This window comes from Aeribacillus sp. FSL K6-1121 (assembly GCF_038003725.1).
GTDB lineage: Bacteria > Bacillota > Bacilli > Bacillales > Aeribacillaceae > Aeribacillus > Aeribacillus composti.
In genome coordinates this window covers 785,071-807,738 of the sequence record NZ_JBBOPS010000001.1, presented here as the reverse complement: position 1 = coordinate 807,738, position 22,668 = coordinate 785,071, and the positions used below count along the sequence as shown (strand labels likewise).

At 38.4% G+C, this 22,668-nt stretch carries 26 protein-coding genes; 5 read left to right on the top strand and 21 right to left on the bottom strand.

The annotated features are described in order from the left end of the window. Positions 1-195 precede the first annotated feature (195 nt). Together rpmF and NSQ61_RS04205 are read right to left on the bottom strand one after the other, a co-directional pair. Positions 196-369, bottom strand: a complete 174-nt coding sequence (rpmF, locus tag NSQ61_RS04210) for a 50S ribosomal protein L32 (protein ID WP_063388509.1) — start codon at positions 367-369, stop codon at positions 196-198. A 28-nt stretch (positions 370-397) separates the two neighbouring features. Then, the gene (locus NSQ61_RS04205) at positions 398-922 is read right to left on the bottom strand and encodes a YceD family protein (RefSeq protein ID WP_063388510.1); all 525 of its coding nucleotides are present in this window, start codon (positions 920-922) and stop codon (positions 398-400) included. A gap of 131 nt (positions 923-1,053) precedes the next feature. Here NSQ61_RS04205 and NSQ61_RS04200 point away from each other — a divergent pair, with 131 nt between their 5' ends. Next, a complete protein-coding gene (locus NSQ61_RS04200) occupies positions 1,054-2,280 on the top strand; it encodes a nucleotidyltransferase (protein ID WP_340808044.1) in 1,227 nt (408 codons plus the stop codon). Here NSQ61_RS04200 and NSQ61_RS04195 read toward each other — a convergent pair. Then, on the bottom strand, positions 2,277-3,299 hold the full coding sequence (locus NSQ61_RS04195) for a SepM family pheromone-processing serine protease (protein WP_339209987.1): 1,023 nt from the start codon (positions 3,297-3,299) through the stop codon (positions 2,277-2,279). The genes NSQ61_RS04200 and NSQ61_RS04195 overlap by 4 nt on opposite strands. Continuing rightward, complete coding sequence (locus tag NSQ61_RS04190; protein ID WP_063388513.1) at positions 3,289-4,083, bottom strand: patatin-like phospholipase family protein; 795 nt, start codon at positions 4,081-4,083, stop codon at positions 3,289-3,291. Before NSQ61_RS04190 ends, NSQ61_RS04195 begins: the two co-directional genes overlap by 11 nt. Before the next feature lie 153 nt (positions 4,084-4,236). Here NSQ61_RS04190 and ylbJ point away from each other — a divergent pair, with 153 nt between their 5' ends. Next, positions 4,237-5,457, top strand: coding sequence for a sporulation integral membrane protein YlbJ (gene ylbJ, locus NSQ61_RS04185; RefSeq protein ID WP_133309190.1), 1,221 nt, complete (start codon positions 4,237-4,239; stop codon positions 5,455-5,457). Positions 5,458-5,497: 40 nt separating this feature from the next. On the opposite strand, the gene coaD is transcribed toward ylbJ, so the two are convergent. Next, a complete protein-coding gene (coaD, locus tag NSQ61_RS04180) occupies positions 5,498-5,992 on the bottom strand; it encodes a pantetheine-phosphate adenylyltransferase (protein ID WP_063388514.1) in 495 nt (164 codons plus the stop codon). A 21-nt stretch (positions 5,993-6,013) separates the two neighbouring features. After that, on the bottom strand, positions 6,014-6,565 hold the full coding sequence (rsmD, locus tag NSQ61_RS04175; protein WP_066251986.1) for a 16S rRNA (guanine(966)-N(2))-methyltransferase RsmD: 552 nt from the start codon (positions 6,563-6,565) through the stop codon (positions 6,014-6,016). 408 nt (positions 6,566-6,973) lie between these two features. On the opposite strand from rsmD, the gene NSQ61_RS04170 reads away from it, so the two are divergent. Next, positions 6,974-7,363, top strand: coding sequence for a DUF7147 family protein (locus tag NSQ61_RS04170; RefSeq protein ID WP_130156241.1), 390 nt, complete (start codon positions 6,974-6,976; stop codon positions 7,361-7,363). A gap of 30 nt (positions 7,364-7,393) precedes the next feature. Here the strand turns inward: NSQ61_RS04170 and NSQ61_RS04165 are convergent, their stop codons facing one another. The 7 genes from NSQ61_RS04165 to NSQ61_RS04135 all read right to left on the bottom strand — a co-directional run bounded on the left by NSQ61_RS04165 (position 7,394) and on the right by NSQ61_RS04135 (position 11,047). Beyond that, entirely contained in the window at positions 7,394-7,666 is a 273-nt protein-coding gene (locus NSQ61_RS04165; RefSeq protein WP_063388517.1) for a YlbG family protein, read from the bottom strand. Positions 7,667-7,700: 34 nt separating this feature from the next. Continuing rightward, positions 7,701-8,141: a YlbF family regulator gene (locus NSQ61_RS04160; protein ID WP_063388518.1), complete on the bottom strand. Its 441-nt coding sequence runs from the start codon at positions 8,139-8,141 to the stop codon at positions 7,701-7,703. Positions 8,142-8,205: 64 nt separating this feature from the next. Beyond that, the gene (locus NSQ61_RS04155) at positions 8,206-8,643 is read right to left on the bottom strand and encodes a hypothetical protein (protein ID WP_063388519.1); all 438 of its coding nucleotides are present in this window, start codon (positions 8,641-8,643) and stop codon (positions 8,206-8,208) included. Between the two features lie 181 nt (positions 8,644-8,824). Further along, a complete protein-coding gene (locus NSQ61_RS04150) occupies positions 8,825-9,061 on the bottom strand; it encodes a YlbE-like family protein (RefSeq protein WP_144597726.1) in 237 nt (78 codons plus the stop codon). Between the two features lie 5 nt (positions 9,062-9,066). Continuing rightward, positions 9,067-9,441 carry a YlbD family protein gene (locus tag NSQ61_RS04145; protein WP_063388521.1) on the bottom strand — a complete coding sequence of 125 codons (375 nt, stop codon included), beginning with the start codon at positions 9,439-9,441 and terminating at the stop codon, positions 9,067-9,069. An 82-nt stretch (positions 9,442-9,523) separates the two neighbouring features. Continuing rightward, on the bottom strand, positions 9,524-10,555 hold the full coding sequence (locus tag NSQ61_RS04140; RefSeq protein WP_340808042.1) for a CAP domain-containing protein: 1,032 nt from the start codon (positions 10,553-10,555) through the stop codon (positions 9,524-9,526). A 135-nt stretch (positions 10,556-10,690) separates the two neighbouring features. Then, on the bottom strand, positions 10,691-11,047 hold the full coding sequence (locus tag NSQ61_RS04135; protein ID WP_094246106.1) for a CBS domain-containing protein: 357 nt from the start codon (positions 11,045-11,047) through the stop codon (positions 10,691-10,693). 200 nt (positions 11,048-11,247) lie between these two features. Between NSQ61_RS04135 and NSQ61_RS04130 the strand changes: the two genes are divergently transcribed. After that, entirely contained in the window at positions 11,248-11,607 is a 360-nt protein-coding gene (locus NSQ61_RS04130) for a YugN family protein (RefSeq protein WP_063388524.1), read from the top strand. Between the two features lie 32 nt (positions 11,608-11,639). On the opposite strand, the gene ctaG is transcribed toward NSQ61_RS04130, so the two are convergent. From ctaG to cyoE, 6 genes are all read right to left on the bottom strand, one after another. Further along, positions 11,640-12,539: a cytochrome c oxidase assembly factor CtaG gene (gene ctaG / locus NSQ61_RS04125; RefSeq protein WP_063388525.1), complete on the bottom strand. Its 900-nt coding sequence runs from the start codon at positions 12,537-12,539 to the stop codon at positions 11,640-11,642. 174 nt (positions 12,540-12,713) lie between these two features. Further along, positions 12,714-13,043 carry a cytochrome c oxidase subunit IVB gene (ctaF, locus tag NSQ61_RS04120; protein WP_063388526.1) on the bottom strand — a complete coding sequence of 110 codons (330 nt, stop codon included), beginning with the start codon at positions 13,041-13,043 and terminating at the stop codon, positions 12,714-12,716. 2 nt (positions 13,044-13,045) lie between these two features. Further along, a complete protein-coding gene (ctaE, locus tag NSQ61_RS04115; protein WP_339196679.1) occupies positions 13,046-13,669 on the bottom strand; it encodes a cytochrome c oxidase subunit III in 624 nt (207 codons plus the stop codon). After that, a complete protein-coding gene (gene ctaD, locus NSQ61_RS04110) occupies positions 13,669-15,537 on the bottom strand; it encodes a cytochrome c oxidase subunit I (RefSeq protein ID WP_340806079.1) in 1,869 nt (622 codons plus the stop codon). The genes ctaE and ctaD overlap by 1 nt, the downstream gene beginning before the upstream one ends. A gap of 31 nt (positions 15,538-15,568) precedes the next feature. After that, positions 15,569-16,651: a cytochrome c oxidase subunit II gene (coxB, locus tag NSQ61_RS04105; protein WP_130156230.1), complete on the bottom strand. Its 1,083-nt coding sequence runs from the start codon at positions 16,649-16,651 to the stop codon at positions 15,569-15,571. Positions 16,652-16,756: 105 nt separating this feature from the next. Further along, positions 16,757-17,629, bottom strand: a complete 873-nt coding sequence (cyoE, locus tag NSQ61_RS04100; RefSeq protein WP_232515768.1) for a heme o synthase — start codon at positions 17,627-17,629, stop codon at positions 16,757-16,759. A 427-nt stretch (positions 17,630-18,056) separates the two neighbouring features. Here cyoE and NSQ61_RS04095 point away from each other — a divergent pair, with 427 nt between their 5' ends. Continuing rightward, positions 18,057-18,962: a COX15/CtaA family protein gene (locus tag NSQ61_RS04095; protein ID WP_063388531.1), complete on the top strand. Its 906-nt coding sequence runs from the start codon at positions 18,057-18,059 to the stop codon at positions 18,960-18,962. Between the two features lie 159 nt (positions 18,963-19,121). On the opposite strand, the gene NSQ61_RS04090 is transcribed toward NSQ61_RS04095, so the two are convergent. Together NSQ61_RS04090 and NSQ61_RS04085 are read right to left on the bottom strand one after the other, a co-directional pair. Continuing rightward, the gene (locus NSQ61_RS04090; protein ID WP_066251852.1) at positions 19,122-20,645 is read right to left on the bottom strand and encodes a carboxypeptidase M32; all 1,524 of its coding nucleotides are present in this window, start codon (positions 20,643-20,645) and stop codon (positions 19,122-19,124) included. 26 nt (positions 20,646-20,671) lie between these two features. Continuing rightward, the gene (locus NSQ61_RS04085; RefSeq protein ID WP_066251856.1) at positions 20,672-22,585 is read right to left on the bottom strand and encodes an ATP-dependent DNA helicase; all 1,914 of its coding nucleotides are present in this window, start codon (positions 22,583-22,585) and stop codon (positions 20,672-20,674) included. Positions 22,586-22,668: the final 83 nt, after the last annotated feature.

The window sequence follows — 22,668 nt, the reverse complement described above, 5'->3', positions numbered from 1 at the left end:
CCAGGAGAAAAAATATGTATGTATTGAAAAGCTTTTTCTCGCGCTTTAATACAGAAAGTCCAAAAACGATCAAGCCGTTCAAGCAGATCTTAAGCCGCATTTGCTTTCACAAAATGTAACGGCCTTTCCCCGACTGAATATCGAGAAAAGGCCGCAGCTAAATTGTCTACTTGACATGGGTATGGTCACTTTTCATTATTTGTTTACTACTTCTCTGCCTTTGTATGTTCCGCAAGATTTGCATACGCGGTGCGCCAGCTTCATTTCTCCGCAGTTTGGACATTCTACCATACCTGGAACTTGTAATTTAAAATGTGTACGGCGCAATCTTTTTTTCGTTTTGGATGTTCTTCTAAAAGGTACTGCCATTTTTCCCACCTCCTTACAGAGCAATGCTTTAAGAATCATTTTCTTTCTTATCCAATAACTTAGCTAAGCTAGCTAATCTTGGGTCAATTTTGTTTTGTTGTTCTTCCTCTTTTATTAACTTCCAAAACTTCCCTTCTTGAGGTGCTGCTTCCTGCTTGTTTTCCTCTTCATCACTAAACACTTGAAGCGGAATTTCTAAAAGGACAAGCTCATGAATGATTGGCATTAAATCAATGACTTCTCCTTGAACAACATGTGTTTGCTCACTCGTTTCATACTCGTCGGAGCTAAACAAAAACGTTTCCGATGTGCGGATTTCAAATGGATATTTAACATCAACAAGTGTTCTTGCGCAAGGAAGCGTCATTTCGCCAGTAATTGTTAAATGAAAGATGACTTTCATAGAGCTTATATCTGCATGTCCTTGAACATGAACAGGAGTTATCTCCCGCAAATCAGGATGATTTTGGACAAGATCATATAGATCGACATCTTCATTGATTTGTAAGCCTTTTTTCTGCAGTTTATACAATTGATGAACAGACCATTTCAACATATATCACCTCAAGACAACAAAGGTTATTATAGCTTTCAAATAAGTATTTGTCAATATTTTTCCTTTACACTATAATATAGGCATTATTGCACAAATATATTGATGAATTGAAAAAGAAGGTGATGGAGTTGAAGGCGGTCGGAATTGTTGTAGAATATAACCCATTTCATAACGGTCATTTACACCATCTAGCCGAATCAAAGAAGAAAGCAAATGCTGATATTGTCATTGCAGTGATGAGCGGTCATTTCTTGCAAAGGGGAGAGCCGGCACTCGTCTCAAAATGGGCGAGAACAGAAATGGCTCTAGCAGGCGGCGCAGATTTAGTTTTTGAACTTCCGTTTGCCTTTTCAACGCAAAGCGCAGAAATTTTCGCCAGCGGCGCCGTGTCGATTTTAGATGCGCTTGGCTGTGATTCACTATGTTTCGGAAGCGAGGTCGGAAAAATTGACGCTTTTCTTGAAACATATGAACTGCTGGAAAAAAGAAGCGATGATTTCGTTCATCTTTTGAAAACAGCGCTTTCGAAAGGCAACAGTTATCCAAAGGCCGTTTCCATTGCTTTTCAAAAAATTGCTTCCGGAGAAAAAACGCTATTAGATTTAAGCAAACCGAACAATATATTAGGATTTCAATATGTCAAAGCCATTGTTCAACAAAAAAGCTCGATGAAGCCTCTTACAATCGAGAGAATTGGCGCCGGCTACCATGATGAATCATACCATCACCCGAGCATTGCCAGCGCAACAAGCATCCGAAAAAACATTGTTCATGAACAAAACTTGTCTTCCATGAAACATTATGTTCCGGAAAGTTCGTTTCGCATTTTACTGAATTATAAACAAACTTATTCAGCCTTTCACGATTGGGAGCTTTACTTTCCATTTTTAAAATATTCTATATTGTCCAAAACTTTAACAGAATTAAAAGAAATATATGAAATGGACGAAGGCTTGGAACACCGCGTTGTTCACCATATTAAAAAGGCCGCATCATTCCACCAGTTTCTATCTCTCTTGAAAACGAAAAGATACACATGGACAAGATTGCAAAGATTATGCACCTATCTTTTGACCAATACGAAAAAAGAAGAAATGGCGAGCATATTAAAAACGAAAAAAGCCCCGTATATTCGTTTGCTTGGAATGTCAGGGCGGGGGCAAAGCTATTTGCAAGCTGTTAAAAAACAGTTGGAGCTGCCGCTTATTTCTAAAGTTTCGTCCTATTCTTCAGATGTATTGGAAATGGATCTCAGAGCGACAAATGTTTATGCGCTCATCCTCAACGAACCTGCCGCAACCGAGTTTATGAAGCTCGAGTATACAATGCCTCCTATACGTTACGGGCTTCCTTAACCGGAAGTCCTCATTGTTTCTAAATAATGGACGGCATCATCAAATGTATCCACCGGTATGATTTTCATATCAGAATGAATGGAGTCTCGTGTCTTCAGCGCTTCTTCATAATCGGAGCCTCTCTTGCCGTTTTCGTTAGGGGCAAAAAATATATCAATCCCAGCACGGTCTGCTGCTATCACTTTTTGTGAAATGCCGCCGATCGGACCTATCTCCCCTTTTTCATTAATCGTTCCTGTTCCAGCAATTTCTAATCCTTTTGTTAAATCCGTTTCCGTCAGCTGATCGTAAATTTCAAGAGCCATCATCAGACCTGCTGAAGGACCGCCGATGTCTTTTGTATTGATAGTAATTCCTGGTGAAGTCGTCAATTTTTTATCCGTCACGACGCCAACACCGAGACCCGTTTTATTAGGATAACCAGGAATTTGGACAAGTTCTACTGATGTTTCAATTATTTTTCCATCTCTGTTTATTTTTAGTGATATATGATCGCCCTTTTTCTTCCCTTTTAAATAATCAGTAAATTGCTCGGAAGTTTTTATTTTCATTCCATCGGCTTCGACGATTCGGTCGCCAACTTTTAATTTTTCCCTTGCCGGTACTTCTTTCATAACCTCCAATACTGTAACGCCATTATTTTGAATAGTAATTTTTTTGCCGGCTTCTTTATAGGCGATGGTAATCGCAGCTTTTTGTGAAGCTTCCATTATATGTATTTGACGTTTTATATATTCCTCATCAGATTCATCTTCTTGGCGGACATGTTGAATCGGCATAATCTCATAATCATTCTGCATTTTCGCCCATAAATACGTAAATAATGTTGCTCTCCCGAAACGGACTGTTGTTAACGAAAAGCTGCCCTCTTCCTTATATCCGTTTTCAACATGAATCATATTGGATAAATCATTGACCAATCCCGGTTTTGTAATATAATAAGGGAGCTTGATGAAGGAACCGGAGAGTGCGACAATGATGCTGATGATAAGAGAAATAATAATGCGTTTACTTTTCATGATTGGTCTCCTTCCATTGGTTGATCTTATTCTTGATCTCATCAATATGTTTCGTTGCTTCCTCTTCACCGAGTTTAATAATTTCATCAATTTTCGTAAACGCTCCGCTGTGAAAATGTTCAACACGCGGGCAGATCACTACATCTGATGTTATTCGATGCTGCGCTAACTCATTTTGCATAATGTCTAAACTCCGCATAATGACATCAAAAATGGACTGAATGCGAGCTTCTTTTTTGACATGTGATACATCGACCGCTATTACGATATCAGCCCCCATTTCTTTCACCGCTGAAACGGGAACCCGTTCAATCACTCCTCCGTCAACTAATAACGAGCCGTTATAAGAAAAAGGAACAAAAATTCCCGGAATCGAAATGCTTGCCCGAACGGCATCCGCAACAGGACCTTTTCGAAAAACAACTTTTTTCCCTTCATTTAAATCGGTTGCAACGACCGCTAAAGGAATCGGCAAATCTTCTATATTTTGATTTCGGGTAAAAATTCGAATTAACTGTTTAATGCGGTCTCCTTGAATAAACCCCATTTTTGGAACGGTCACATCGATAAAATATTTTCGTTTAAATGCTGCCGCCAATTTATACATTTGTTCAACAGTTAAACCTGAGGCATAAAAGCTTCCTACAAGGGCCCCCATGCTCGAACCGGAAATCATATCAATCGGTATTTCATGCTGCTTCAACACTTTCAAAACACCCAGATGAGCAAAGCCTCTAGCTCCCCCGGAACCTAACGCCACACCAATTGTTGGATGTTTCGGCATAAACGGAGCCCCCTTTCATGAATTTGTTATTCATCATATGGTCTAAAATGCCACCCTATTCACGTATATTGAATTATAGGTTGTACGAAAACCTCTTATTCATTCTATCATGTCAGCTTATACGTGTGCAGTTTTCAATAGGGGGCATAACAATTGAAAGAGGCAAAAATTAAAACTGCTTTATACGCAACCGTTATTTTCTTTATCACCTGCGCGATTATTTTTTTTCCTGACGCCTCACTTGAGGCATCAAAACGGGGATTACATATGTGGTGGAACATTGTTTTTCCTTCCTTGCTGCCTTTTTTTATTGTCTCGGAAATTCTTATATCAATCGGTGTGGTCCGTTTTATCGGCGTGTTTTTAGAACCGCTTATGCGGCCCGTTTTTAAAGTTCCAGGAGCAGGGGGATTCGTTTGGGCAATGGGGATGGCTTCCGGATTCCCCGCCGGGGCAAAATTAACTGCAAGATTAAGACAAGAAAACCAGATCTCAAGACATGAAGCGGAAAGGCTTGTGTCTTTTTCCAACTCTTCAAATCCGCTATTTATTTTCGGAGCTGTGTCAATAGGTTTTTTTCAAGATAAAAATCTCGGATTGCTGCTGGCCGTTTCGCATTATTTAGGAAATGTTTTCGTCGGGCTAACGATGAGATTTTGGGGAAAAGATGAAAAAAAGCCGCAAAAGGAAACAGTACATTCGAAGCCATCATTTAAAAAAGCGTTTCAGCTTATGCACGAAATGAGAATGCAAAATGAAAAACCTCTTGGAAAAATGCTCGGGGATGCCGTTCTCAATTCTGTCCAAACGCTGCTCGTCATCGGGGGCTTTATCATTTTGTTTTCGGTATTAAATCAAATTTTAAGCATCGTTCATGTGGCGGACATAGCAGCAACTTTCATATCGTCTTTGTTTATTCTTGTTCATATACCGACTGAGCTTTCCGTTCCGTTTTTTTCCGGACTGTTTGAAATAACATTAGGCAGCCAGCTTACAAGCCAGGCACAAGCCGCCATGCTGGATAAGGTGATCATCACAAGCTTTATATTGGCATTCAGCGGCTTCTCCGTTCAAGCACAAGTGGCAAGCATTTTAGCAGAAACAGACATCCGCTTTAAGCCTTTTTTCTTCGCCCGCATTATGCAAGGGATTTTTTCAAGCCTCTCTGCTTTGATCTTATTCAAGCCTTTATATATCGATCTATTGTCAAAGAATGAAGGTTATGCACCGGCATTTATATTTGAAAAAACTCCAAGCTTTCTCACGGAGTATTGGCTGCTCCTTTCCAAAGTCGGCCCCGTTATCACGATTTGCACGCTCATTGTGTATATTTTGATTTACTACTTTCGTTTAAGAAATAAAAGTGGAACATAAGAAAAGGTTCGGAAACCAAAATTTTCCGAACCTCAAAAAATTATTTTTTATACATATGCTCATATTTTTTCTTTAATGCTTCTTCCACTTCATACGGTACAAGCTCAGAAACTTTTCCGCCGTATTTAGCGACTTCTTTAACAATACTTGAACTTAAAAACGAATACTGATTGTTTGTCATCATAAAAAAAGTTTCTATATTTTCATCCAGCACTCTGTTCACTGAAGTGATTTGCATTTCATATTCAAAATCAGAAACAGCCCGAAGGCCTCTCAATATAGCGTTCGCATTTTTGCTTCTCGCATAATCAACGAGCAGCCCTTGAAAGGATTCAATGTATACGTTTGGTAAGTTGCCCGTTACCTTTCTCAGCAGCTCACATCTTTCTTCTACAGTAAATAGCGGCTTTTTTGAAGAATTGTTTAAAACGCAAACATACACTTTTTCAAATACATTTGCCCCCCGCTTTATGATGTCTAAATGTCCATATGTAACGGGATCAAAGCTTCCCGGACAGACTGCAATGCTTGCCAAAATAAATACCCCCATCCGACTTCAAACATTTTGATACAAAGATACACTTGTTATACCATATCTCTCAGACTTCGTTTTTGCAAGTGATAAAACTTGGTCTGGCAATGTTACTTCATAGCTATGCTCGCACACAACGACACCATCCGTTGACAATAAAGACTGCTCATGAATTACCTTTAGAATAGATTCTAATTTTTGTTTTTTATAAGGCGGATCCAGAAATATGATCCGAAACTTCAGCCCGCGTTTGCTGACAGCTTTTAACGCTTGATCAGCGCTGGTGCGATATACTTCAGAACAGTCGTTTAACTTTAAATTTTCTAAATTCTCTCGAATCGTTTGAATCGCTTTCATATCTTTATCAATAAAAATAGAGCATTCTATCCCTCTTGATAAAGCTTCTATTCCAAGACTGCCGCTGCCGGCAAACAAATCTAAAGCAAGTCCCCCTTCAAAATATGGTCCGATCATGTTAAATATTGCTTCTTTTACTTTATCTGTCGTCGGTCTTGTCGTCTTTCCAGGAACCGATTTTAATGCTCGTCCTTTTAATGCACCGGAAACCACTCTCATATCATTCACCACAACTTGACAAAATTCCTTTTGGCTCGGAATAATATTAACATAGAAAATGTAAGATCATCAATTAAATTTGACAGCTGTTTTTTTGCAGAAACGAGTATAATTTTTTGCCAATTGACCATAATGAAAGTGACAACATCAGTTGTGATGGTGTTGTTGCCAACCGCGGAGAAGACTTACGTTTCCCCATAAGTTCTTCCTCCGGTTTCTCCTCTCCCTTTCCCTTCTGCTTTGAAGATTTTGCTTCAAAGCTAGGAAGGATCCTGCAGATCCAATCTGCAGGCTTTTTTTTATTCTTTCAATTCTTCCATTTTCATGATACATTTATTTACGGACAAAAGCGCAATACATTTAGCTTATGAATTTAGCAACCAAATACCCATTGGAGGAAGGATAAAAATGATCCAGCGATTTATTGAACTAGGAGAAGGATATTCAGATATATACGAATTATTGGAAATCGCAAAAAGAAATCAAGACCGGATTTCGCACTTTCTAGTCCTTTATACAGTAAAAAATGGAAAAGAGGTTTGTTCGTTCGTCATTGTGTTAAAACCGACGGAGATAGGTGATTTCCAGCCTCTTTATATTTGCCGGGAAGGGATCCCAAATCCGCAGAAAAAAACGAACAAACGATTTGAACTTTTTCAACAGGCTGCCGAAACATATGGTCATGAGCTGATCGAGCTTGTTGTAAAGCCTTCAGACCAATTTTCTGATGTTGAATTGTATTACCAGCATTTAATCGGCATATTGCGGATGAACCGATACATACCTTCTTTACAATAGTAGGACAGCCTAAATTCTCGGCTGTCCTATTTATAATCCAATTTTATAATCATATTCTTTTGCTTTATCCACTTTTGATTCAAATTCAATTTTTAAAAGCGGCCTGTAAGAAGGTTCGACCCTTTTTACGAAAGAAAATGATGCAATGGTGTCCATTATTTCGTCTATTTGTTCTCTATCACAATAAAGAACAACATATTTCATTTTTTTTGAAACATAATGAATGTTTCCAAATTTCCGCAAACTTTTTACATATTTTAAAGAATGCAGCCAAACAATAATTCCCTGTCTTTTTTCAAACATCCCGATTCTCCTTTTCCTTTGCTTCTAAACCCGTTTAAGCTGAACAGCCGCATGCTCCGCCTGATGCGCATCCACAGCTAGGCATCATTTCAAAATAAGGGTTTCCAGTCGGAACTTTAATGGCTGTTGAAACAGCTCGTCCGATATACATGCTGATTTCATCGAGAAGTTTTTGAATTTCTTTTTCCGCTTTTTTAAATGCAGCGACTTTATCATTTAAATCAAGTTCTCTTTTAATTTCCCTCATTTCGCTTTTAATTCGATTATAATCAGGATGATATTTGCCAAATCTCATGACATCCTCGTATTGCTCTTTTATTTTGACAAACTTTTGAATGATTGTTTGAGCTTCTTGATCATTTTGCAAATTATATAATGAACGCCGATATTCGATCGCAAGTTCTGATTCTGTTATCATTTTTGCTAAAGCTTCCGCTTCATCTAAAAGCAGAACGCTTTCCATTGACGTAACCATTAAGATCACACCTCCAATATTGATTGTAGCACGAACATCATCTTATTTACAACGCCTGCGTTTCTCATATATTTACAATCCATTCTTTTTTCAATTGATAGCTGGTTGAATCATTATATACTAATTCCAGGTTGATTGTGTGCCGCCCTTTAGACAATCCTTTTATAATAAATGCAGCAGAATAAATATCACTTTTTTTCTTTCCATCAATATATAATACGATATGACCTTCTCCTTCTTTTTTCGTGTTCCGTTCACCGTTAAATGTAAAATCAGGCACATAGCATTCTACATAAACGTTGTTTCCTTCTACATGATGACGAACTTGAAATTTTCTTATTTGGCTGTTCATCGTTTCAATGGCATTTCTGTCGGATTCATGAATTTCTGTCGGAACGATGCTGTCTTTTTTATTTCCTTCCGGTACCGGTTTTTCTGGGGAACAAGCCGCCATAACCGTGAGAAGCGTCAGCATTGCGAGCCATTTCATTTGCATAATCATTGATGCCTCCTTTTTCATATATTTTCAACACTTTATGTAAAAACATGTGCTTAAAAATAAAAAAGACGCTGACGCGTCATTCACAAATTCGGAAGCTGCTGAATGCGGAATACAAACAAAAACCCGTTTTTTTCATTCCATTAGGAAAAATGATTGCTTTCGTACAAACACATTTGAACCGTTAATTTTCGCGAAATGCTTGCAGCATCGACAGCATCATCGACATCATTTGAATAGAATTCGAAAATTTTTCTATTTTATGCGGCAGAGTTAGATAATAGTCATTTGCCATGCTAATTTCCATTTTCTCAAGAAATTCAGGATGTCTAGTCAAGGTGCGGTACCAATATGGCTTTTCGCGAATGTATTGCTTTAAAAGGGGATTTTGTTGAATATATAAATACAAGTCCTTTCTCATCGTTATTAATCCTTTCTAAACGATAAGGGATGCGAATGATTTGGATCTGATTTGCGGCTGCTCTCGATCTCTTTTAAAAGATTTTGAATGGTTGAAATCGCATCATTCATTTTATATAAATGTTCGTTTACCGTCTCCACATCTAAATGCTGAAAAGTTTGTAAAATATTTTTCAGAAAGTCACCTTGTTGATGTTTACGGCTTTTCATACTGTTTGATCGGTATTTATTCCACAAAGGATCTTCCTCACCTAAAAGCTGCCAATCTTCATAAATCTCCTTCCATGTTTTCTTTTCTTTGCGGACTTCTTCTATTAATTTTGGATGTTTTTTAATAAATTGTTTAAACAATTCGAGTTTTGATAACGATTTTGTTTTCATGCGATCACCTCATAAACGTTTTTCTTATATTTAATATATCGATAACGGAAAAATTGGTGATAAAATGAAAAAGCGAGCCTCTTCATTTGGCCCGCTTTGCAATAAAATTTTGCGTATAAAATTTTTCATACACTCCGACCCCTATATGTGTGAACCGTTCATCAAGAAGCGTTTTTCGGTGTCCTTCACTATTCAGCCAGCCTTCGACCACGTCAATTCCATCCATATATCCATGCGCAATATTTTCACCAGCCATTTCAAAATTAACCCCAGCCGATGTCAAACGATCGGAAAGAGAGCCTCTCTCAGGCGACACATGAGAAAAATATCCTTTTTCACTCATTTCCTTGCTGTGGGAATAAGCGACTTTCGCTGTGCTTTCTTCCTGCTTAAGAGGACTTAAACCATTTATTGTTCGAATTACATTTGTTATGTCAACAATTTGTTGTTCTTCCCCGTATTCAATTTTCCGCTGCTCTTCCTCTGTTATAGGCTCTGCCGCTAAAAGCTCGCCTCTATATACAACTTCATATGGACGCTGTTTTACTAATGTTTGAACATCAAAAGCTCTAATGCTCGATAACGTTCCAGTGAATTTATCCATATACAACTGAACATAAAGATCATCATTCAAACGGACTGTCGGCCTGACATTCAGATCATCCTCCGACAGCTCGAACCGGTATGAGTTTAAACCAATATCTGCTGTGACAAATGAATTGGGAGCGACAATATGAAATACTTGGGTAGACGGCTGGCCAATTTGAAACGGATCTACATTTACTTCTTTTCCAATAGCAAAAACTGTAACGACCTTTCCGTTTAAAACACCGAATTGCTTGTATTGCTGCAAATCATCTCGGTATATCCACCATTCATAATCATATCTTGATGGATCAATCCGATCAGGTTTGCCAAAAGTTTTTAGTACTTCTTTGGAAGATCTTCCGACTAATGAGATAACTCCTTCCCCCACTTTTATTTCTTTGTCCGTTTTCTCTTGAAAATTTTGCTGTTCCGGAGGCAGTACTGGTTCCTTTTGAAAGGTGACATATACGATATATGTTAATGTAATAATTACAAATATCAATATAATTCTTGTAACTCTTTTCAGTTCAATTCCCCTCTTCTTTCTTTGTTTCTTATATATTCTGTTTTAAGTCATTTTAATCAAAAATGGGGAAATTTTGCAAACATTTCATGAAAAATTCACTTCTTTCATTTAAATGGTGTAGTTTTTGTCTTCTCATCATGTAAAACAACGTTCTGTTATAATGCCAACAACCTTTCCATCCTCAACAACCGGCAAATGATGAATATGATGAGCTGCAAGCATCTCAGCTGCGTCTTCTGCTGATGCATCAGGAGTGATCGTAACAACATCGTCGTTCATTACATCCGTAATTTTCGTAGAACCAGGACGTTTTTCTGCAATTCCTTTTGTCACAAGATCACGATCGGTTATGATTCCTGCTAATTGATCATTTTCAACGATTAAAACGGCATCAGCATTTGACTCTTTCATTTTCACAGCCGCTTCAAACACATTATCTAACGGTGTGCAAAAAATACAATTTGTTGACATAATTTCCTTTACCTTTTTCAATGAGGACACCTCTTATGCTTTTTGATCTATTATGGGAAATTTCGATTTTCTTTATTCGCTCTCCATTTGAATACCGAATTTTATTTGAACATTGTGTAAATGCTATATATATAACATTGCATGTTTTAATTATTCATACTATTATTAAACAGTAGAGAGAAATCAATTTTTTGTTCGAAGCGCTTAGGAGGGAAATACATATGAAATTTGAACAAATCGGCCTGGAAGGGCTGACGGTGGAATTGTCTCACCTTAAGGATGCGTTGTCAGAATTAGGTTTTATCCTTGCCGGCCAATGGGATTATGACCGTGTGACGTTTGACAAGAAATTTGAGCATAAGGGCGATGTTTTTTATTTAAGAGTACAAGGATATTGTATTGAAGGCGATGTGGGAGGCCGCTACGCACTTATTAAATTGCTAACTCCAATATTAGGGAAACATTATTATCCTCATGGTGTCGAATATGGAGAGGATGAACATTTTCCAGCTGTCATCGTTGAGTCGAGCGAAAAACTGTTAAAGCGGGCAAAAGAAGCGATTGAAAGCTTAACTGTTTGAAAAACTGCAGGCAAATAACCTGCAGTTTTTTTTTATTTATTTGGTTCAGGAGACAAATTTTGCACATCGATGTCGTCTTTTTCTCTTTCTTTTTTCGCCCATTCAAAAAATACATGAGCTAAAAATGTTCCGTACACAAGCTCTTGGATCACTTTCATAATAATGCCGCCAAGCTGCTGATCCTCAAGCAGCGGCATTCCGCTAAACATTTGCGGGCCTGACAAAGACAACCCAGCCAACGTATCAGAAGGAACACATAAGCTTAAAGTCTTTACCCACGCCTCCGGATTCGAATATGTTTCAAACAGCGGCGCACCTGCAAAAATGATTAAACCGCAGGCTGGTGTGATTAAAACGCTGTTTCCTAAAATGTAGGCAATTTTTTTCAGACCCCCAATTGGATGCCAATTTGGACTTTTTCCAATCAATGGCCAATACATAAAAAAGGCAAAAACGAAAATAAAAGTAGTAGCCGCCTCATGATAAATATAATTTGATTTTAATGTATCGAAAATAAACGGCACATGATACAAGGAAAAAAATAAATTAAACAAAATCATAGCCAATATCGGTTTAGTGAAAAATTTTACAACAGGTTTTATGACCGGCTTTTCCATAACAGCCTTCCATAACCATTCAGGAACGCCGATAATCAAAAGCGGTGCTACGATTAAAAACAAAATTGCCATTGAAGCCATATGCCCTGTAAATGTAATGTGCCCCAGCAAATCAAGCGGGCTTCCTTTGCTGACATAAAGGAGAACGATTGCCAATATAAACACTAATTTTTGTTTTAGGCTGACCGGTTCAGAATTTTTAAAATAGTGACGAAGCGAATCGGTTAATAATAAGTAAAGCACAATTAAAATAACACAAAATATAAAAAACAGCGGACTCCACATAGCGCGAAAGCCAAATATATCTAAACTCAACTGAATCAATCCTTTCAATCATCGATCTAGTCGATTCCATTTCATTATACATGCTTTCCTTTTCTTTTTTCAATGAACGTTCTATGAATTTGCATTTCTTTCAGCAAGCAGATTTATATTGCCTTTAAAAAAAGAAGCAACCAGTTAAAACTGATTGCTTCCATAAAGAGTATTTTACCACCAGACAATTGTCATAAAGGCAAGAACCGTCAGAAATGTGACAAAAATACCTGACCATATGAAAAACTGTGGTCCTTCATGTCCTTTATGATTCATATGCATGAAATAATATAGCTGAAAAATGACTTGAATGCATGCAAGCAGTACAATAAATGGAACTTTCAACCATTCGTCGATTCCATCATATCCTACTGTAATAAAAGCTACAATCGTTAAAAAGATCATTAACGCAAATGAAACGACTTGGTGCTTCATTTCTTCCGCATTTTTTTTACGGCGAAACGCTAAATCAACTTTTGGGTTACGAGAATTTTCACTCACCATCGTTATCCCACCATTCCCATTAAGTATACAACTGTGAATATAAATACCCAAACAACGTCGATAAAGTGCCAATAAAGGCTTGCGACGTAATATTTAGGAGCGTTGTATAAGTTTAATCCGCGTTTTGCATTTCGAATCATCAGCGTTGTGATCCAGAGAAGCCCGAAGGCAACGTGCGCACCGTGCGTTCCTACCAATGTGTAAAAGGCTGAACCAAGCGCACTGCTTGTCAACTTAAATTCATATTCATGCATATAATGGTTAAATTCATAAATTTCCAAAATTAAGAATGCAAGACCTAATAAAACGGTGACACCAAACCAGAACTGCATTTTACCAAATTGAAAGTTTTTCATATGATAAATTGCATAGACACTTGTCAAACTGCTTGTTAATAAGAGCATTGTCGCTACAAATACTAATTTGATATCAAAGAGCTCCTGCGTTGAGGCTCCACCAGCGGTGGAATTTCTCAACGCAAGAAACGTAGCAAACAACGTGGCAAACAACACAGTTTCGCCGCCTAAGAAAACCCAAAAACCTATAAACTTATTTTTCCCTTCGAGGGTGGCCTTTTCTGGCTGCTCAGGAAACGTTTCAGCCGTTAATTTTTCTTCTACTTGCATTATGCCCGAACCCCCCCATTATCATCTTTTAAAAGATCCTCTTTATGAATATGGTATCCGTGGTCATCAATAACCGAGCGTAAAAACATCGTACCGAACGTAATGATAAAGCCGATAATCGCAACCGGCACACCCCACGAATAGTCATTGTGGTACATGAGGCCGAAAGCGGCAATGAATAAGCCTAATGAAATAAAAAACGGCAAGATTGAAGAGTTCGGCATATGAATATCACTTAGCGGTTCAGCAGGTGTTAAGCCTTTTTTGCCCTCCATTTTTTCAATCCATAAAGGATCTAATCCGCGAACAAGCGGAGTTTGTTTAAAGTTGTATTCAGGTGGAGGTGATGCGACTGCCCACTCTAGTGAACGTCCATCTTCCCAAGGATCTGCACCTACTTTTTCTCCCTTCACAGAAGTAACCACAACATTGATCAAGAGAACGATTACTGCTACCCCCATCAGAACCGCACCTATTGTACTGATCAAGTTTCCAGTGTCAAAGCCTTGGCCTGATAAGAATGTGAACACGCGGCGCGGCATTCCCATTAAACCAAGGAAATGCTGGATAAAGAACGTTAAATGGAAACCGATGAAAAATAATACAAATGTTATTTTACCAAGCGTCTCATTTAACATTTTTCCAAACATTTTTGGCCACCAATAATGGGCAGCAGCCAAAATAGCAAATACGATACCACCAACGATTACGTAGTGGAAGTGTGCAACAACAAAGTAAGTATCATGGTATTGATAATCGGCTGGAGCAGCAGCGAGCATGACTCCAGTCACACCACCCATAACAAACGAAGGAATAAAGCCGACTGCATAAAGCATCGGTGTCGTAAAGCGGATGCTTCCGCCCCACATCGTAAAGAGCCAGTTAAACACTTTAATTCCTGTCGGCACACCAATTGTCATAGTTGCAACCGCAAAAATCGCATTGGCAATCGGACCAAGACCTGTTGTAAACATGTGGTGCGCCCACACCATGAATCCTAAAAATCCGATCAATACTGTTGCAAACACCATTGATGTATACCCAAACAATCTTTTCCGAGCAAAAGTTGGAATAATTTCCGAAAAAATTCCGAATGCCGGCAAAACTAAAATGTAAACTTCAGGGTGCCCAAAAATCCAGAAAATATGTTCATAAATGATCGTATTCCCGCCTAAAGCCGGATTGAAAAAGTTCCCGCCAAATAAACGGTCAAACATTAAAAGCGCAATTCCAACAGTTAGCGGAGGAAACGCAAACAAAATGAGCGATGATGACACAAATGTAGTCCATGTAAACAATGGCATCCGCATGTATGTCATTCCGGGAGCACGCATATTAATAATCGTAACAATAAAGTTGATCCCGGCGATCAATGTTCCTATACCGGAAATTTGCAAGCCTAGTATATAAAAGTCTACTCCATGTCCAGGAGAATTCAAGGCCACTGATGCGTATGCCGTCCAGCCAGCATCAGGTGCCCCGCCTAAAAACCAGCTTAAATTTAAGAAAACACCGCCAAAGAAAAACAACCAAAAGCCTAAAGAATTCAAAAACGGAAACGCAACGTCACGAGCCCCAATTTGGAGTGGAACAACTGCGTTCATATATGCAAACAATAACGGCGTAGCTGCTAAAAATATCATCGTTGTACCGTGCATTGTCATCAATTCGTTAAACGTACCTGCACTGACAAAGTCATTTTCTGGGATGGCCAATTGAATACGCATCAAAAGCGCTTCAATTCCACCAATTACAAAAAAGAGTCCTCCAGCGATTAAATAAAGGATGGCAATCTTTTTATGGTCAACAGTTGTCAAATAGTCCCAAACCGTTGGCCAGAACCCTTTTTTCCGAGCTAACGTACTCACGATGTAACCTCCCTTTTATAATTAGTGAGCATTACTTTTCAACTGATAGGCTTTGTAAATAATCTGTTAATGCTTGAAGTTCTTCTTCAGTCAACTTACCGTATGTGCCTGTCATTGTGTTGCCAGGTTTATATTTTTCAGGATCTTTCAACCAGTTTTTAATATTTTCTTCATTGTGCTCCAAGATGCCGGCTACTCGTTCACGATCAGCAAAGTTAGCTAAGTTAGGTGCCGTGCGTGCTTGTTCAGGTCGGTTATCAGCTGGTGATACTGCATGGCAGCCGATACAGCCTTTATCTTTGAACACTTGTTCTCCCTGTTTTGCAGACGCTGTTTGAGCAACAGTTTCGGCTTTGAAATTTTTCATTTTATTAATCCAAGAATTAAATTCATCTCGGGAAACCGCCTTCACTTTAAAGTCCATCAACGCGTGAGATGGTCCGCATAATTCAGCACATTTCCCGTAAAAAATGTTTCCAGCTTCCTTCGCACGTTTTGAATCAATTTTTAACCAGAACTGGTTCTCATTATCTGTGTTTGTATCGATTTTACCACCAACTGGAGGAATCCAGAATGAGTGCTTCACATCTGATGCTTTTAAGTTAAAATAAACTTTTTCATCTGTCGGCAAGACTAAATCTTGGCTTGTAATGACTCCATAGCCAGGATATTCAAATTCCCACCAATACAAACTTGCTCTTACATTGACAACAAGAGGATCTTTTCCTCCATTTTTATCATCTGCCAACGCTTTTTTCATTGGGTCGGTATCCGCCAAATTAAAGGTGGAAGCAACTACCGGAACTGCCAATACAATCAGCAATAATATAGGAATAACAGTCCAAATGATTTCAAGCTTATGGCTTCCTTCCACTTGTACCGGAATTTTATCGCTTCCTTTCCGGCGGAATTTCATTAAGACATAAATAAAAATAATCGTTACGACTGCAACAACAATCACCATGATTGCCGTACTCAACATCATGAGCGAAAATTGTTCATCGGCAACTTCTCCAGCTGGAATCAGCGTGGAAATAAACGGTTCGCCGCAGCCTGACAATACGAGCGTCATGACTGAAAGTAGTAACAAAAGACGCCATTTCAGCTTTTTCATCGCTAAATCAAACCCCTCTTTCTTTGTTAAATCCTGTTCATAAAGAAAAAATGAAGAATTCCTTCTATGAATAAATTCTTATCTAGAAAGAATTACTACCGAACGTTAAATTATTGAAAAGGCAACCATAGCCACAAACAAAATGGTTAAATAGTTAATTGAATAGATAAACATCCACTTAGACCATTTTAAATCATTTTTCATTTTCAGTCCAATTAATGACAAAATCAACCAAATAATGTTCAATACAGTAGCCAAAACGATGAAGCCAATGCCTAGGCTAAACAAATAAAAAGGAAGGGGCAGCAAGCAGGCAACCCAAACAATGATTTGTCTTTTCGTCACCTCAAAGCCATGAACAACTGGAAGCATCGGAATTCCAGCTTTACGGTATTCTTCCGAACGCTTCATCGCAAGTGCCAAGAAATGAGGCGGCTGCCAAATAAACATGATTAGAAATAAAATCCATGCAATGATATTTAAATCATCAACTGCAGCCCATCCAATCAGCGGCGGAACAGCTCCAGCGATGCTGCCGACTACCGTATTGATCGTATATTGGCGTTTTGTCCACATCGTGTATAGCACTATGTAGGAAAACACGCCTAACAAACCAATGACGGCTGCGGAAACAGAAACCATTAGAAGCAAAATCGTTCCAATGGAAATGAAGCCGGTCCCCAGCAGCAATACTTGAAACGAGCTTATACGGCCCGTTACGGTTGGGCGTAATCTTGTTCTTTCCATTACATGGTCAATATCTCTGTCATAAAAATTGTTGATTGCGCAAGATCCAGCAATAATAGCTGCTGTTCCAAGCAATGTAAACACAACAATATCTATATTTTCAAGAAAACCTTTACCGCTGAAATATAATGCCAACCATATTCCGGTAAAAGTGGTGATTAAATTGGAGTTGACGATTCCGATTTTAATTAATGATAAAAAATCTTTCCAAGCGGAAGTTGCCACTTCTATTTCTTGCCGATCGTTTAAAACAACTTCGCCCCTTGTATTACCCAATTGAATGACCTCCTCTGGGACGGCCTCCTATCTGAGACCATTTAGCGTTTGCCTCTATCATATAAAAAAAACACGAGACAAAAAAGCATTCATATAGTATTAAACCATAATTCGTCAATTTTTTGTGTACATTTCGCGAATAAAGTTTGTCGAAATTGTGAAGCGGTTAAAAATAAAATATTTTCCGATTATAATAATAGTTGGTCGAACGTTTCGGCAAAATGCCTTCCCCATAATATTTCTAGCAAACTCCTTTTGAATATTCAAGCTTTTTCTGATTCTACAAGAAACTATTTGTTTCGAAGTTTGATGTTTCTATACCCATTATGGAGTTTCTTTCGGCTTTTTAAACTTATTAAAGATGTTAGAAGGTGAATGAGACATGCACTATTTATTAAAATGGCTTGGCGTCGTGACAACAATCGTCATGCTATTCGTTTTAATTGGCGGAGCACTCGTAACAAAAACAGGATCATCTCAAGGATGCGGCCGGTCTTGGCCGCTTTGCCACGGAAAAGTTCTTCCAGACCCTTTGACATTAGAAACAATCATTGAACTTTCACACCGACTTGTGAGCGGAATTGCAGGAATCCTTGTTTTATGTCTTGTTATTTGGGCTTGGAAAGCGATCGGGCATAAAAAAGAAACAAAGCTGCTTTGTTTTCTGGCCATCTTTTTTATTGTTTTGCAGGCGCTAATCGGTGCTGCAGCTGTCGTATGGGGGCAATCCGATGCCGTTCTTGCACTTCATTTTGGAATTTCCCTCATTTCATTTGCAGCTGTTTTGCTGCTTACTCTGCTGATTTTTGAAGTTGATAAAAAATTTGACGCAGATAATGCTGTCATTGGGAAAAAAATGCGATTTCATATTTATGGCATTATTACTTACAGTTATATTGTCATTTACACAGGTGCATATGTTCGGCATAAAGGCGCAAGTCTAGCTTGTCCAAGCATTCCTTTTTGCAGCGAAAATCGCTTGTTCCCGCAAACCGTCCATGAATGGGTGCAAATGGGCCACCGCTTTGCAGCAGGCTTGCTGTTTATTTGGATTGCGGTTGCCACTATTCATGCGATAAAACATTATAAAGATCAAAAAGTGATGTATTGGGGTTGGATTATAGCTTTCATTCTCATTCTTCTCCAAGCATTATCCGGCATATCCGTGATCTTGTCTGATTTAAATCTTTATCTTGCCTTGGCACATGCTTTATTTATTTCCTGCTTGTTCGGGCTGTTGTGCTATTTTGTTCTTCTTGCAGGCCGGGCAAAAGCTTCGAATGATTAAAAGGCTCTGTCTAAAGCCTTTAGAATTGATGATGGCGGAAATCGGCGAAAGAGCTGATATCCGCCATCTTTTATTTTTTTTTAAGAATGTGGGATGTCATTTTAAAAATCGAAACAATTTTTCCCTGATTGACGATGGAAAGTTTTCCAAACGAATCTTTTAATCAAGACTGTAAATGTCTTTATATTTCTTTTCTAAATACTGAATAAAATATGCCGGATTCAACGATTCGCCAGTCGCATCCTTTAATATTTCCAGCGGTTTTTTCATTTTGCCATATAGATGAACATGTTTTGTCAGCCAGCTTTGAATTTGCTGAAATTCTCCGTTTTCAATAAGTTCTTCAACATTCGAAAGATCCTGCTCCATTTTTTGCATCAATTGCGTTGCATACATATATCCTAAAGCATATGAAGGGAAATAGCCAAAGCTTCCTCCCGCCCAATGAACATCTTGAAGCACCCCGTTTCCATCATGATCTGGAGCAATACCTAAATATTCGCTATATTTATCATTCCAAACTTTTGGAAGATCAGACACATCCAAATTTCCTTCAAACAGCAATTTTTCTATTTCATAGCGTACAATGATATGAAGACAATATGTCAATTCATCTGCTTCAATACGGATCAGCGATGGTTTAACTTCATTGATCGCTCTGTAAAAATCATTTAAAGAAACCCCAGTAAATTGGTTTGGAGCATACGTTTTAAGTTGGTTGTAATATCGCTTCCAGAAATGATAGTTTCGCCCAATTAAATTTTCATAAAATAATGATTGAGATTCATGAATCCCCATTGAAGCGCCGTCAGCAAGAGGAGTTCCTTCCAGTTCTTCATTTATGTTTTGCTCATAAATCGCATGTCCGGCTTCATGAATGGTTCCGAAAACGGCCGTTCGAAAATCTGTTTCATCATACTTTGTTGTAATTCGAACATCTCCCCGGTTCATTCGAATTTCAAAAGGATGGACGGTTTCATCAAGGCGGCCGGCATCAAAATTGTAGCCTATTTCCTTTAAAATATATTCGGAAAACTTTCGCTGTTTTTCTTTCGGAAACGGTTTGTGCAAAAACGAAACGTCGATTTTTTTTGATGATTCTACAATTTGTTGTACTAATGGGACGATATGTTTTTTTAGCTCTGCAAAAACCTTGTCAAGCGTCTCCACAGTTATTCCTGGTTCATACAAATGAAGGAGCGTATTATATTTATGTCCCTTATAGCCCCAATAGGAAATAAACTTTTTATTGAATTCTATTAATTTTTCTAAATAAGGAGCAAACTGATTGAAATCTGCATTTGCTTTCGCTTCTTCCCAAACTGATTCGCTTTTTGATTGGAGAATGACATATTCTTTATATTCCTCTTTCGGAATCTTAATGTTTTTTTCATACTCCTCTCTGCATTCCTGAAGAGCTTTCTTTGTCACCGAAGAGAGATTGTCATAAACATGTTTTTCTGTTAATTCATCAAGAAACTCTTTCATAGTATCTGAAACGGACATCTGGAACCACTCTTCAGAAAGAATGCCGATTGTTTCAGCTCGCCGCTCCAATCCATTTTTCGGCGCACCCGTCCGTAAATCCCAATACATTAAATTTAATGCTTCTTCATAGCTTTCCATTTTCTTTAAGTAATCGAAAAATTTTTGTTCTTTTTCTTTTAAGCCCATTTTGATCATCCCCTTCTTCCAATTGAAAATATATTTCAGCTCGGTTTGACAGGCAACGCTTTTACGACCTCCGAAACAATATTTTCTCCCTCATCTTTGCTGATAAAAATCGTTATAGTACCATGGTCATCTTTCGTGCGAAGGAGGCGTCCAACCCCTTGCTTCAGCCGCAGTATCATATACGGAAGATCCACTTCATAAAAAGGATCTGTTGCGGATTTTCGTTTCGCATCAAATACAGGATCATCCGGCGGGAATGGAAGCGACCAAATGATCACATGTTCAAGCGACGGTCCTGGAACGTCAAGCCCCTCCCATAAATGCACAGCGCACAAAACGGTTTCCGGATCTCTTTCAAAACATGCCACTAATTCGCTGATTTCATAATCTCCTTCAAATAAACATGAATGCCAAAAGCTTGGTAAATGTTTTTTTAAGAAAAGCAGCTCCTCTTTCGTTCTGCATAAAATTAACGTGCGCCCTTTGTTTGATTTTATGACAGATTCCGTCCAGTTCAATTTTTCCTCGCTCGTACCTTTTTTTACAAACACTTTCATATTTTTTTCATAGTCAAAAGGAGAGGAAACGGAGAATGATAGATAATCTTTTATACCAAGGCTATTCGCTAAATAAGCAAACGATCCGTTTTGATCCGATAAAGTGGCTGATGAAAAGATATAAGGTATTTTATGAGAAAACACTTTTTCTTTTAAAATATCTTCTATCCTTTGCGGCATGATCACAAAAGAAGATGACGCGCCGTTTTGTTCAAGCCAGGTAATTGTGTTGTCAAATTGTAAAAACAAGCGAAAAGAAAATTCCATTTGATCAAGGTATTCTTCCACAATCTTTAAGCTATATTCATCAATGGTATATAGTTCACTTTCAAAAACTAAAGCTTCAGACAGCTGATTCAATCGTTCATACAAATTTCCGGCCGCTTCTAACAAATCGTCTGTTCTCGTGATTGTCAACCGATTGGAGCCTTCCTTTTGATGTGCACTTTTAAACAACATATGAAAAAAATGATCGTTCGCTAAAAGCGCTTCTTCGACCATTTCTGCAAGTTGTTCACGAATGTTGTTCTTTAAAATTTTTTCTAAATATGCTGCTAGCGTTTCTTTTTTCACTTGATACGTAAGTGCCTTTTGAGCCGCAAATTCTAATAAATGGCCTTCATCAAACACGACGCAACTGTGCTCTGGGAGAAGCGGGAGCTGTCCTTCACGTTTCCGGGATTCTTTCGTCCAAATATGCTCCATATAAAAATCATGGGAGCAAACGATTAAATCCTTCGCCTTCCGATAATAATCGCGGGAAAGAATTAAGCCGCACCGATGTCTTTTGCTGCATGACAAACAGTTTTTAAAAGGATCCCAGCTGATTTTTTCCCATTTTTCATCGGAAAAAAACGGGTATTGCTTCCGGTCTCCATAATGATAGTAAGATTGCAATCCGCTCTGATCATGCACGAATTCAGGGAGAGATTCATAAAGATCAAAAAAGTCCTCATCATCGTCCATTCCAAGCAAATCCTCAAGCTTGTCCAAACATAAATATTGGTTCATCGATTTTGCCAATCGCACATCCACTTTTAGACCTAGAGCTTCTTCAAGCTTTTTTATATCCCCTTGTTTTTTGACAAGCTGTTCAATTAGAGCTTCGTCCGCACAGGCAATGACGGCAGGTCTTCCGGTATATCGCGCATATGCAATCGCATAAAGCAAATAAACAATCGTTTTTCCTGTCCCTACTCCCGCTTCCGCAAACATAACTTTCTTTTCTTTAAAAGCTCTGTCAAGCTGGAAAGCCATAAAAATTTGTTCGTCGCGCAATTCAAAGCCTTTTTCAGGCAAAATATCATACAGAACATCACCGATCCATTTGTTTAACGCTTCATAAAAACTTTCATTTTTTGTCAGCGGGAAAGGTAAACCTTGAAACATCATGACTCCAACCTCCGTGATTATTCATAGAGTAAAATTATTTCACTTATTACGCTTAACGTCAATATCTTTTCTGGCAGCGCGCG